The sequence below is a fragment of the uncultured Corynebacterium sp. genome, assembly GCF_902489365.1.
GTDB lineage: Bacteria > Actinomycetota > Actinomycetes > Mycobacteriales > Mycobacteriaceae > Corynebacterium.
This window is the reverse complement of sequence record NZ_CABTZR010000066.1, coordinates 1-12,060: the sequence shown is the minus strand read 5'-3', so window position 1 is coordinate 12,060 and position 12,060 is coordinate 1. Positions and strand designations below refer to the sequence as shown.

General features: G+C 60.0%; 9 protein-coding genes and 1 pseudogene. 7 read left to right on the top strand and 3 right to left on the bottom strand.

The genetic code is table 11. The features are described from left to right. Together RDN59_RS09435 and RDN59_RS09430 are read left to right on the top strand one after the other, a co-directional pair. A partial coding sequence (locus RDN59_RS09435; RefSeq protein ID WP_308607614.1) for a multicopper oxidase domain-containing protein occupies positions 1-1,268 on the top strand: 1,268 nt, incomplete at its 5' end. Between the two features lie 267 nt (positions 1,269-1,535). After that, complete coding sequence (locus RDN59_RS09430; RefSeq protein WP_308607616.1) at positions 1,536-2,255, top strand: trimeric intracellular cation channel family protein; 720 nt, start codon at positions 1,536-1,538, stop codon at positions 2,253-2,255. A gap of 378 nt (positions 2,256-2,633) precedes the next feature. Here the strand turns inward: RDN59_RS09430 and rhuM are convergent, their stop codons facing one another. After that, a complete protein-coding gene (gene rhuM / locus RDN59_RS09425) occupies positions 2,634-3,764 on the bottom strand; it encodes a RhuM family protein (protein WP_308607613.1) in 1,131 nt (376 codons plus the stop codon). Between the two features lie 428 nt (positions 3,765-4,192). On the opposite strand from rhuM, the gene RDN59_RS09420 reads away from it, so the two are divergent. From RDN59_RS09420 to RDN59_RS09410, 3 genes are read left to right on the top strand one after another with little or no spacing between them, the layout of a single operon-like run. Continuing rightward, entirely contained in the window at positions 4,193-4,801 is a 609-nt protein-coding gene (locus RDN59_RS09420) for a TetR/AcrR family transcriptional regulator (RefSeq protein WP_308607612.1), read from the top strand. Positions 4,802-4,813: 12 nt separating this feature from the next. Next, on the top strand, positions 4,814-8,452 hold the full coding sequence (gene mfd, locus RDN59_RS09415) for a transcription-repair coupling factor (protein WP_308607615.1): 3,639 nt from the start codon (positions 4,814-4,816) through the stop codon (positions 8,450-8,452). Next, positions 8,452-8,934 (top strand): hypothetical protein, encoded by a 483-nt coding sequence (locus RDN59_RS09410; protein ID WP_308607611.1) that lies wholly within the window; start codon positions 8,452-8,454, stop codon positions 8,932-8,934. The genes mfd and RDN59_RS09410 overlap by 1 nt, the downstream gene beginning before the upstream one ends. Here RDN59_RS09410 and RDN59_RS09405 read toward each other — a convergent pair. Further along, complete coding sequence (locus tag RDN59_RS09405; RefSeq protein WP_308607610.1) at positions 8,931-10,418, bottom strand: amino acid permease; 1,488 nt, start codon at positions 10,416-10,418, stop codon at positions 8,931-8,933. The genes RDN59_RS09410 and RDN59_RS09405 overlap by 4 nt on opposite strands. 81 nt (positions 10,419-10,499) lie before the next feature. On the opposite strand from RDN59_RS09405, the gene RDN59_RS09400 reads away from it, so the two are divergent. Next, the gene (locus tag RDN59_RS09400) at positions 10,500-11,114 is read left to right on the top strand and encodes a MazG nucleotide pyrophosphohydrolase domain-containing protein (protein ID WP_308607609.1); all 615 of its coding nucleotides are present in this window, start codon (positions 10,500-10,502) and stop codon (positions 11,112-11,114) included. Here the strand turns inward: RDN59_RS09400 and RDN59_RS09395 are convergent. Further along, complete coding sequence (locus tag RDN59_RS09395; RefSeq protein ID WP_308607608.1) at positions 11,111-11,533, bottom strand: hypothetical protein; 423 nt, start codon at positions 11,531-11,533, stop codon at positions 11,111-11,113. The genes RDN59_RS09400 and RDN59_RS09395 overlap by 4 nt on opposite strands. Before the next feature lie 223 nt (positions 11,534-11,756). Here RDN59_RS09395 and RDN59_RS09390 point away from each other — a divergent pair. Beyond that, positions 11,757-12,060 (top strand): annotated as a pseudogene (locus RDN59_RS09390) (hypothetical protein); the annotation flags it as partial.

The following is a 12,060-nucleotide window of genomic DNA, read 5'->3' as shown; positions in this document are numbered from 1 at the left end:
TGAAGCTGCCTGCCTACTCGGATGGCGGCCCGCACTCGCCGATTGAGGTGGGTAAGACCTGGAAACCCGAGTGGGAGATCACCCAGCCGGCGGCCACGCTGTGGTACCACCCGCACCCGCACATGGCCACGGCCACGCATGCCTACCGCGGGCTGGCGGGCATGTTCCTCATCGATGACGACGTTGCCGATGACCTCGACATTCCACAGCACTACGGTGTCGATGACATCCCGGTAGTCATCATGGACGCGAAGTTCACCGAGGACGGACAGATCGATGAGAAAAGCGATAACACCCTGGGCCTTCTCGGAACCACGCCCGTGGTCAACGGCATCACCAATGCGCGCTTCGACGCCACCACGCGCCGGGTTCGCCTGCGTCTGCTTAACGGTGCCTCCATGCGCTTCTACACACTGGAGCTGAGCAACGGCCCCTTCCATGTCATCGCCACGGACACTGGGCTTCTCGACGCCCCCGTCGAAGCCGACACCCTACTCCTTGGCCCCGGCGAGCGCGCCGAAATCATCGTGGACCTTGAGCCCGGCGAGGAGGTACAGCTGCGCTCGGTGCCGCGCAAAGATAACTTTGGGGTGCCCAAAGACAAGGATGCGGCCGACTTCGGCTTCCAAGATTCGTTCGACCTGCTCACCATTTCCGGGCCGGAAGAGTCCGCGCCCGAAGCCCCCGCCCTGCCGGCAACGCTTGACCCCGCCGCTGCGAAAACCCCGTCCACGGAGAGCCTTGAAGAGCGTGAGTTCGTGCTCAACACCTTCATGATCAACGGCGAGCAGATGGACATGGCGCGTGTAGATACCGTCATCGACCACGACGCCCCGGAGATCTGGACCGTGACCAATGAGAACTCTGATTGGCCGCACAATTTCCACATCCACAACGCCCGCTTCAAGGTCCTGGACTGGGACGGCGATGAGAAGATGAATGTGTTCAACTCTGGGTGGAAGGACATTGTGAATCTTCCGCCGAAGGCAACCGCGCGCCTGCTGGTGGAGTTCGGCCACTTCCCGGATAAGACCATCCCGTACATGTACCACTGCCACATGCTGCTGCATGAGGACGAGGGAATGATGGGGCAGTACGTCATGGTCAACAAAGGTGAGAAGCCCGACGTGCGCGTCAAGCCAGCCGCCTTAGTCTTCGACCAAACCGCCGCCACGCACTCCACACACGCCGGCCAGGTGGTGGACTCCTCCCGCAGCCCCTATGCGACGCCGGAGGCGCAGGCCCAACCCTTCACGATGCTCTCGTAGGCACGGCCCGCTAGCCGTGTAGTTAGTCTCAGTGTTGGCAAAAGTGCAGACCTAAAAGTGCAGACCTGCTGGTCGTCGCCAAGCAGTGCGTTTGCGCTTCACGACGCCCACCTGCGTGTCTGTACTTCCAGGTCTGCACATTTGGATACGGCGGCTGCCGAGGAGGCTTGAGTAGGGAGCTCTGGGACGACACGAGCCTGGCGATAGTGTGAACTGAAACAAATCCACCATCAATATGTGAGCAGTACGCTATGGTCAGTATCTGTGATTCAGGACGTCGACCCACTCATCCATTCCCTGTACCAGGTCTTTGACCTCATTGGCGTGGTGCTCAACGGCATCATTGGCGGCACGATTGCACGCCGTAGGGAATTCGACATTATTGGCTTCGTCTTTCTGGCGCTCTTTTCGGCGCTGGCTGGCGGCATGATCCGTGACATGCTGATCGCCAGCGGTCCGGCAGCGGCTATCTCTGATCCGCTGTATCTCACTTTGGCGTGCGTGGGCGCGCTCATTGCGTTCTTGACGGATTTGAAGGGCAAGGCCTGGGAGATCTTCCTCGAGCACGCGGATGCTGTCATCTTAGGCGTGTGGTGCACGACTGGCTGCGTGAAGGCGCTGACTTATGGAATGCCGTTTATTGCCTGCGTATTCTTGGGCGTCTTGACCGCAGTGGGCGGCGGAATGGTGCGCGATGTTGCTTCCGGCCAGATTCCCTCGGTCTTTGGCGGCAGCCCGCTCTATGCCGTGCCGGCGGTGCTTACAGGAATCGTGATGGCATCCTTCGCGTATTTCGACCAGTTTGCCCTCGGCATGGTCATCTCGCCCTTCGTGGGCTTTGGCCTAGCAGTTATGGCGTATTGGCGCGGATGGGTGCTTCCGCGAGCCGGCATTGCTCCCTTGAACTACACCGCGGCGCAGGTGGCATCGATAGCGCGGAAAGCTGAAATCAGGGGCTTTAGGCGAGGGAACAGAAAACGCAAATAGGTTCTCGTGAGATTTGAACCTATCACTTGCTCAATACGGTCAGTACCACGCGGCCCCAGAGGCCCTCGTCCAGCGCTTTCTCGATGTGTTCCTTCGCTTTTCAACATACGCGTCATCGCACTGTCGAACCATGCACGGTGCCCGGGGCACGCAGCTGCCCGCTACGCTGTTTGGTCCGCGATAGTGCTTTCGGACCAAGATCTTTACTGCGCTCAACCTGCTTCTCGATCACTTCTCGGGCGACTGCCACCGCGTGATGCTCATGTATCTTAGGGGCGCATAGCTAGATGTCGTTATCCACCCCTTGTTGCGTAGCTTGTGAGGAGGGTACAGTTTCGGACCTGCGCTGCATAAACCAGGACATCAAGATTAATCAATTTAATCCTTATCCTGTTTCAAGGTCTTGATTTCGGCTTCTAGAGCTTTCATGTCTATTTCGTTGACCTTATAATCGAGTTGGCTCTGGTAGGCATTCCATTCTTCCTCAGCTTTGTTTACTGCCTGCTTGTGCTTCCTCTTCCCGTATCCTTTGAGGACTTCGCGTTCATTGAAGACGAGCCAGGATTCCGTTTTTTCCACCCAATCTTTCAAGAGCATGGTCTTTCCCATCTCGGCTTGGTCTTCTGCATAGTCTAAATACATTGTGGTGAGCCTGCGCATACGCCTAGCTTCGTCTTCGGTAAGGAAGTTTTTCGCAATGCCCATGTCGCTCCTGTGAGGCGATTCTCCGCCCCACGTCGTGAGCCCAGCGTATGGCTTGGTGCGGTCTGCGCGTTCCCAGATTAGCTCTGCTGCGGTTCGGCCGTGGGTGGCGAAGTGGAGTCGGTTTTGAATCCCTGCGAAGAATTGTTGGACTTCTTTAAATGATTTCTTTTCTTGGTAGTCAGCGCTGGTTGCGGCTATGACGTCACAGATTTTGCGGAAGAATTGGCGTTCGGAGACTCGAATCTCTCGAATGGTTTCAAGTAATTCGTCGAAGTGGGTGTCAGCACCATCGTTTTTGAGTTTTTGAGCGTCGATAGCAAAGCCCTTGGTGAGGTATTCGCGTAGAACTTCTGTGGCCCATTTTCTAAATTGTGAGCCGCGTGGACTTCGTACGCGGTAGCCAACGGCGAGAATCATGTTTAGGTTGTAGTGATTAACGGACCTGGTTTGACCTGGTACTTTCAAAAGTTGTTTGAAAGTAGCTTCTGCACCTAATTCGCCTGAGCGTGTGATTGACTGAATATGATGCGAGACGGAAGCTGTGGTGACGTCGAAGAGATCGGCCATCTGCTTCTGGGTGAGCCAGGCGTCGTTGTCTTTTAGTTGGAGTCTTACGTGTGCTTTACCATCTTGGGTGGTGTACATAGCGACTTGGTCGGGGGCAGTCAATGGTATCCTCTCCTCGTTTTCTCGTACTTCCTGCTTGTTTAGTGACGAGTCGGCAGCGAATTTGTTCGGCTCGCGATCTAGCTCGCGGACAGCGCTGTCATCCTCATCCTGCAGTGAAACAGAGGCACCGGACATGGGGCAGGATACGGGATATATTCACGTTCGAGCACGTCGTCAAAGGTTTCTGCCCAGTGGGCGAGCATATTATTGGTGCGGCGCGCTACAAATGCGATTACCTGTTGGTCTGTAAATGCCCGGAGCGGTTTCCACAGGTTCCGAGATATCGCCAGCGCAATAGCCCGCAACCTGCAAAGAAACAGGTAGACGGGCTATCCTAATCGGCTTCCCCACCAGGACTCGAACCTAGAATGACGGTACCAAAAACCGTAGTGTTGCCGATTACACCATGGGGAAACGCGCTCATATTATGAGCGCTGGGGGACATGTTACCTGACGGGTGTGTATCAGACCTAAACAGGTGGCCAACCTTCTTTATCGCCGTGCTAGTGGGCTACTTTTAGCTGGTGCGGGCCATGTCCAGTGGGGGAGATACAGTAGAAGGCATGGTTCGACAAAGGATGACCGGGCGTGAGCGCCGTGAGCAGTTGATCTCCATTGGCCGTGCGGCCTTCGCGGAACGCGGTTTCGATGGCGCCAGCGTGGAGGACATCGCGGCACGCGCCGGTGTGTCCAAGCCGGTGGTCTACGAGCATTTTGGCGGCAAGGAGGGGCTCTACGCCGTCGTCATTGACCGCGAGCTCGTGGCTTTGGAGAAGGTCGTGACGGAATCCCTGCAGACGGGTTCCTGGCGCGAGCGCATCGAGCAGGGCGTGGTGGCGCTGCTGACCTACGTGGAGGAGGAAACCGATGGTTTCTTGATCCTTGTGCGTGATTCCAAGCCAGGGGATGAGCGTAGCTTTTCCACGTTGTTGAACACGGCGGTAAATCAGATTGCGCATATCCTCGGTGAGGCCTTCGAACATCGCGGGCTCGACCCCGAGCTGGCGGTGCTCTACGGTCAGGCGCTCGTCGGCATGGTGGCCACCACAGCTCAGTGGTGGCTGGATGAGCGCGAGCCTTCGCGTGAGACAGTTGCCGCGCACATCGTTAATCTGTGCTGGAATGGTCTTTCCGGCATGGAAGCAGCACCGAAGTTGAAGGGAGCCAAGTAGGTGGCAACGCCGATGCTGGGCGGGCTTCTCAAAGTAGCCGCCTCAGATCCGAAACTTAAAGGCCTCGCCTCCCAAGTGGGGGAAGCCTCATTGCACATTACTGGCATCGACCAGGCACGCCCGTGGGCCATCGGAACGCTGGCACATCATGCGCCGGTGCTGGTGGTGACTGCCTCCGGGCGTGAGGCGGAGGATCTCACCGCGGAGCTGACGGCCATGCTGGGGGATAAGGTCGCCTACTTCCCGGCATGGGAGACGCTTCCGCATGAGAGGCTGTCGCCGGCCGCGGATATCGTCGGCAAGCGCGCGCGTGTGCTCGACCTAGTGGGTGCAGGCAAAGCCCAGGTCGTGGTGACCTCCGCCCGCGGGTACTGCCAGCCCATCTTGAGCAAGGTGGAGGGCCGCGCGCCCATCTTCCTGAAGGAAGAGGACGAGCATGAGCTTTCACACATCCTGTCGGAGCTGGAGTTTCGCGCTTATAAGCACGTGGATATGGTGGCCAAGCGCGGCGAGTACGCCACGCGCGGCGGCATTCTCGATGTTTTCCCCACCACCTCCGATTACCCGGTGCGTGTGGAGTTCTGGGGCGATGAAATTACGGATATCCGCCAATTCTCTGTGGCGGATCAGCGCGCCATCCCGGAGATTGAGGTTGGCGAGGTTGCCATCTATCCCGCCCGCGAACTGCCGATCACCAATGAGGTAGCCGCGCGCGCCCGCGAGCTGGCGCAGAAGTTTGGGGGCAACGCGGCGCTGGCGGAGCTGTTGACCAAAGTAGGGGAGCACATCCCGGCCGAAGGTATGGAGGCTGTGCTGGCCGTGCTTGCCGACGCCCCCTTTGTCACCCTCCCCGAGCTCCTCACCCCGGGCACGCACGTGCTGCTTGTGGCGCCGGAGAAAATCCGCACCCGTATTGCAGACTTGGAATCCACCGATGCCGAGTTCTTGGCGGCCGGTTGGGAAGCCGCCGCGATGGGCGCGGATGGTCCGCTGGCGGCCGAGGGCTTGGACACCTCGGCGTCGAGTTATCGCTCCTATGAGTCGTTGGAGGCGACGTGCCGGAATATCGAGGCCCCGTTGTGGACTTTTGCCCCACCGGGGATGTTTGCGGCGGCTGAATCGGAGACCTTGCCGCTGGATTTTGAGCCCGGACCTACTCCGCGCGGTGATATCTCAGAGATCGATGCCATGATGGCACAGCTTCTGGCGCACACCACGGCCGGCGGGCGTGCCGCCTTCATCGCGCCTGCGCAGGGTGCTATCAAGCGCATGGTGGAGCGCTTTGCGGAAAAGGGCATCCCCACGAAGGTGGCCACACCTGGCTGGGAGCCGAGCCCCGGCGAGGTTACTCTCTACCAGGCCTTGTCCCATGCTGGTCTGGTGTTCCCGAAGGTGCGCAAGCTCAAGGACGCTGAAGCGTTGCCGCTGGTCGTCATCACGGAAACGGATCTCACGGGTAACCGTGTAGGCGATATTGCGGGCGCTAAACGTCGCCCAGCAAAGCGCCGCAACCGCGTGGATCCTCTCGCCTTGAAGCAGGGCGACTACGTGGTGCATGAGACCCATGGCATCGGCAAATTCCTCAAGATGGCCGAGCGCACCGTACAGTCCGGTGATGAGACCTCACGCCGCGAGTACATAGTGTTGGAGTATGCGGCATCCAAGCGCGGCCAGCCGGCCGACCAGCTGTGGGTGCCCATGGATTCGCTGGATTTGCTGAGCAAATACACCGGCGGTGAGGCACCGACGCTGTCCAAGATGGGCGGCTCGGACTGGAAGAACACTAAGAAGAAGGCGCGCGCTGCGGTGCGCGAGATCGCCGGTGAGCTGGTGGAGCTTTATGCCAAGCGCCAGGCAGCACCGGGCCACCAGTTTGGTCCCGATACCCCGTGGCAGGCGGAGATGGAGGATAATTTCCCCTTCGTCGAGACGGAAGACCAGATGCTGGCCATCGATGCCGTCAAGGAAGACATGGAATCCACGGTGCCGATGGACCGCGTGGTCGTCGGTGATGTGGGCTATGGCAAGACCGAGGTGGCCGTGCGCGCAGCCTTCAAGGCGGTGCAGGATGGCAAGCAGGTGGCGGTCCTCGTGCCCACGACCCTTCTGGCGCAACAGCACGCCGATACGTTCCGCGAGCGCATGCAGGGCTTCCCGGTGGATATCGAGGTGCTTTCGCGCTTTACTTCGGCCAAGGAGTCCAAGGAGATTCTCGCCGGTTTGGCGGATGGTTCCGTCGATATCGTCATCGGCACGCACCGCCTGCTGCAGACGGGCGTGCAGTGGAAGAACTTAGGCCTCATCGTGGTGGATGAGGAGCAGCGATTCGGCGTGGAGCACAAGGAGCACATCAAGGCGCTCAAGGCCAGCGTGGACGTGCTCACCATGTCCGCGACCCCGATTCCGCGAACCCTGGAGATGTCCATGGCGGGCATCCGCGAGATGTCTACGATTCTGACACCACCGGAGGACCGCCACCCGGTCCTGACTTATGTGGGCGCGTATGAGGACAAACAGGTGGCCGCGGCTATTCGCCGCGAGCTGCTGCGCGATGGCCAAGTGTTCTTCATCCACAACAAAGTCGCCGACATCGAAAAGAAGGCCCGTGAGCTGCGGGACCTGGTGCCGGAGGCGCGCATCGTCGTCGCGCACGGGCAGATGAATGAGGACGTTCTCGAGCAGACCGTGCAAGGTTTCTGGGACCGCGAATTCGACGTCCTGGTGTGTACCACCATCGTGGAAACCGGTCTGGATATCGCTAATGCGAATACCCTCATCGTGGAAAACGCCCACCACATGGGTCTATCGCAGCTGCACCAGCTGCGCGGGCGCGTGGGCCGCTCCCGCGAGCGCGGCTATGCCTACTTCCTCTACCCGAAGGGCGCCACGCTGACGGAGACTTCCTATGACCGTCTGGCCACCATCGCCCAGAACAATGATTTGGGCGCGGGCATGGCCGTGGCCATGAAGGACCTTGAGATGCGCGGCGCGGGCAACGTCCTTGGCGCCGAGCAGTCCGGCCATATCGCCGGCGTGGGCTTTGACCTCTACGTGCGCCTCGTCGGTGAGGCCGTGGAGACCTTCAAGGCGCTCGCGCGCGGGGAGACCCCCGTGGTCACGGACGAAGGACCGAAGGAAATCCGGATCGATTTGCCGGTGGATGCCCACATCCCGGAGTCTTACATCAACTCCGAGCGCCTGCGCCTAGAGGTTTACCGCAAGCTCGCGGCCTCCAAAGACAACGCTGATTTGGGGCACGTGGTGGAGGAAATGCAGGACCGCTACGGCCCCGTCCCGGAGCCGGTCGAGCGCCTGCTTGCCGTAGCGCGCCTGCGCCACCAGGCCCGCCGGGCCGGGGTCAGCGACATCACGGTGCAGGGCACGCGCATCAAGGTCCACCCGGTGGAGCTGGCGGATTCCAAGCAGGTGCGCCTCAAGCGTCTCTACCCGGGCTCGAATTATCGTGCGGCGGCCAAGGCCATTCAGCTCAGCTTCCCCAAGGCAGGACGGAATGTCACGGACCCTAAGCTGCGTGACATTGAGCTGCTGCAATGGGTGGCGGATTTCCTAGCGTCGATGTTTGAACTCGAGCACGTTGACGTCAGTGGTGCTAAGACTAAGAAAAACGTTGTTAGCGTAGGAGAGAAGTAATGGACGCCGCGAACAACCGCATTGGCTATCCTCGGGCGAATCAACGGATCGTCATGGTGGCGGTGTGGATGTTCGCGGCATTGATCAGCATCCCCGTCTCGCTGGTCATAAAGTTCAGCGGTGAGAACGGCGGTTGGCTCACCTTCATGCTGATGATGTTTGGGATTTTCCTGGTGGGCGTGTGGGTGCTGCTTGGGCTGCTCCCGCTATTCATCCGCAGTGACTATGAGAGCAAGCTGGAATGGGCCTGGGTGTCGATGGGGCTGGTGTTCATCGGATTCATCCTGGGCAACGCCAACCTGCCGGATTTCGGAGACATCGGACCGGCCACCGTACCGACGTGGTGGTTTGGCAACGAGGAAGCGGCCGCGATCGCCGGCGGCATCCTCCTCGTTATCAGCGGCATCGGCCACGTGATGTGGCTCGCAAGCTGCATCACGTACGCGGTGCTCTCGCACCGCTCAGCACCTGAGGTGTTCTAGAGAACGAGGCGCCCGGTGCTCAAGCCCCACACCGCAGCGACAGCGCCGACAATTACCAGCGCTACCACGAACCACTCAAAAGAGTTGAACACGCGCTCCTTCTTGTACAAGCGCGTAGCCACGTAAGGGATCATGCTCGGGACCACAGCCAGCGCGCCAAGCAGCACGTAGACCGGGTCGGCGGCGTAAATGAGCCAGACTGAGTAAATGAAGGCGACGAGGCCAATGTAGAGGTGGCGGCGGTTCTCACGGCGGCTCACCTCCGGGCCAGACAAGTCGAAGCGCACCCCGGCATGCGGGTGGGTTAGCCCCTTGCCGCGCACCGCCAAGAGCACCAGGTACAGCGAGGAGAAGATGTAGGGCAGCAGGTACATGATGGTGGCCAGCTGCACCATCGCGTTATAAGAGGTTTCGTTGAGGAAGAACACGATGACGAAGAGCTGAATCGTCAGCGTAGAGATCAGCTGCGCTACCCACGGCGCGCCGGCGATGTTCACGGTGCCGATCTTGCGGGGGAGAAGACCATCGACCGCCATCATGACGATGGGCTCCGCGCACAGCATCTGCCAGGACACATAGGCACCCAGCACGGAGAGACACAGGCCGAGGGAGATGAGCGCGCCGCCCCATTCACCGACCGCGGCGGTGAGCACGGAGGCCATCGAGTTATCCGGAAGCGCTGCGAGCTCCTCCTGGGTGAGGACGCCGAAGCTCAGCGTGGACACGGAGACCAGCAGTGCCAAGACACTGATGAAGCCGATGACGGTGGCGCGGCCGACGTCGGCACGCGTGCGGGCCTGCTTGGAGTAGACCGAAGCACCTTCCACGCCGATGAAGACCCACACGGTAAAGAGCATGATGCCCTGTACTTGCTCGAAGAGGGACTTGTCGGAGGCTGTGCCCCAAAAATCCAGGGTGAACTTGTCCCAGCTAAACCCCACGAAGGCAAGGATGACGATGAAAGCCAGGATGGGCACGATCTTGGCCACAGAGGTCACCATGTTCATGATGGCCGCCTGCTTAATACCGCGGGCCAGCACCGCAAAAATTCCCCAAGACAGCAACGAGACCGCGATGGCAGAGACCCAGCGGTGGTCGGCGTCAAAGAGGGGGACGTAGTGGCCAATGGTGTTGAAGAACAAGGTGGCGTAGCCGACCTGCGCCATCACGGAGCCCAGCCAGTAGCCCCAACCGGAGGTAAAGCCGATGAAATCACCCAAGCCGGCGCGGACATAGGAATACACACCGGAGTCGAGGTGCGGTTTGCGGTGGGCCAGGATTTGGAACACGAAGGCAACGGAGAGCATGCCCACGCCTGCGATGAGCCAGCCGATGAGCATGGCGCCCGGGCCGGCGACGGAGGCGATGTTTTGCGGGAGAGAGAAGATACCCGCGCCCACCGTGGAACCGATGATGAGCGCGACAAGCGTCCACGGCGTCACTGAGTGCGTGCGCGGCGATTCGGTGAGATTGGAAGTGGTCATTGGTTAAAAATACCCCTTAAGGCGGGCTTTTGTGCAACTGCGGCGAAAGCTCATGGAGCCCGGGACCTATACTCGTTGCTTATGACTGTCCTGTTGTTAGATCCGCGCTGGCCTACCCTAATCCCTCTGGAGGCCGTTGGAAAACTGCAGGGACCTGTTGTTTTCACCGATGAAGTACCGGTAAAGGTGCGGTGGAATTTCGACCAGCTCCTGTGCGGTGAGGATCCGGCAGGCCACGGTGTTGTGGTGAGCACAGATCCGTCCCACCCGCAGGTGCGTGCGCTTATCGACGCCCACGCGGAGCTCATCCTTGCCCCCTCCCTGGAGGAACCGATGTGGCAGGCGCGCGAGGTGATGACGCGGGCCCGGCGTATCGGGGAGTGGGAACGTGATCAAACCCATGAGAGCTTGCTGCCGTATCTGGAGGAAGAGTCCGCGGAGTTCGCGGAAGCGGTGCGGGAGCGCGCCTCTGACGCCGAGCTACTCAAGGAGCTTGGTGATGTTTTCTTACAAGTCCTTTTCCATGCCGAGATCGCGGCGCGCCGCGGGGCTTTTAGCCTCGATGACGTCGCCATGTCCTTCGTCAACAAAATGCGCTCCCGCGCGCCCTACCTTTTTGACGGCACGGAGGACGTCGTTGGGGTAGAGGAGCAGGAGCGCCTGTGGGCCGAAGGCAAGGCCCGCGAGAAGTACTAGCCCTTCTGGATAATGGAGGACAGCAGGGGAGCGTAGTCGGCGATCGTGGAGGACAGGCCAGTGCCGCCGGTGGCGATGGTGTCTTCCTTGACGATCTTGCACTCGAGGGCGCGGTCAGCGGTCTGGCCGGAGTACTTCACAGCGGCGAGGGCCAGCGGGCCGAGTTCCTCGGTGTTGCCCAGAGCCATGAGGTTCTTCGACAGCTGGTTGCGGGTGGTGTCCGGGCCGAGCAGCTCGCCCTCGGTCGTCTGATCGATCAGCGTCAGGGTGCTTCGGAGGTTGTTGCAGTCAGCATTTTGGATGCCCTGGGAAAGGAAGTCACCCAACTCCTCGAGGGACGCGGCGGACGCGGTGGCGGGCACGACAGCACCCAGGGTGACAACAGCGGCAGCGGTGGCAGCGATACGACGGATGGACATGGAACTCCTTGAGATTGAAGAAAGGGCGTTGAAAGAACGTGCAGGACCGGCGTAGGCGCGGCGGACCGTTCATCGGTGCAGTGTAGCGCACAATGTTATGCATGGGAATACTTTGACATAATTATCCGAAATATTTTTGCTTAGCTAGGTTACTTCCGTCGCCAAGCGGCGCCCTCTGTGTCGGTCTGACCCGCCTGTGGAACTGTCTGTAGTATTCACCTTTATGACACAGGGGCTACGGAGGATTGGGGGCTGTGGCCTCGGTATTGTCTTGGCCATCATTCTGATCATTTCCCTGGTGGCGTGGAGTCTTTCCTTCCTTGACAAGCCTTCCCCGTTCCGGCAGCTGTCCCCCGTTCCGGAGGATCTTCCACCCGTCGGTGGGGCAGAGGTGCCCAATATTGACGTCGAAGCGCCAGGGCGCACCGCGGACAAGTTGACGTGGTGGTCTGATCAGCTTGCCGACGCCACCAGCATCCCCGCCCAAGCTTTGCGGGCCTATGGCAACGCCGAATTGATCGCGCGGC

Coding starts and splice junctions, on each gene's coding strand:
- rhuM (WP_308607613.1), bottom strand. CDS start 3,764: ATGTCCGGTGCCTCTGTTTCACTGCAGGATGAGGATGACAGCGCTGTC.
- RDN59_RS09420 (WP_308607612.1), top strand. CDS start 4,193: ATGGTTCGACAAAGGATGACCGGGCGTGAGCGCCGTGAGCAGTTGATC.
- mfd (WP_308607615.1), top strand. CDS start 4,814: ATGCTGGGCGGGCTTCTCAAAGTAGCCGCCTCAGATCCGAAACTTAAA.
- RDN59_RS09410 (WP_308607611.1), top strand. CDS start 8,452: ATGGACGCCGCGAACAACCGCATTGGCTATCCTCGGGCGAATCAACGG.
- RDN59_RS09405 (WP_308607610.1), bottom strand. CDS start 10,418: ATGACCACTTCCAATCTCACCGAATCGCCGCGCACGCACTCAGTGACG.
- RDN59_RS09400 (WP_308607609.1), top strand. CDS start 10,500: ATGACTGTCCTGTTGTTAGATCCGCGCTGGCCTACCCTAATCCCTCTG.
- RDN59_RS09395 (WP_308607608.1), bottom strand. CDS start 11,533: ATGTCCATCCGTCGTATCGCTGCCACCGCTGCCGCTGTTGTCACCCTG.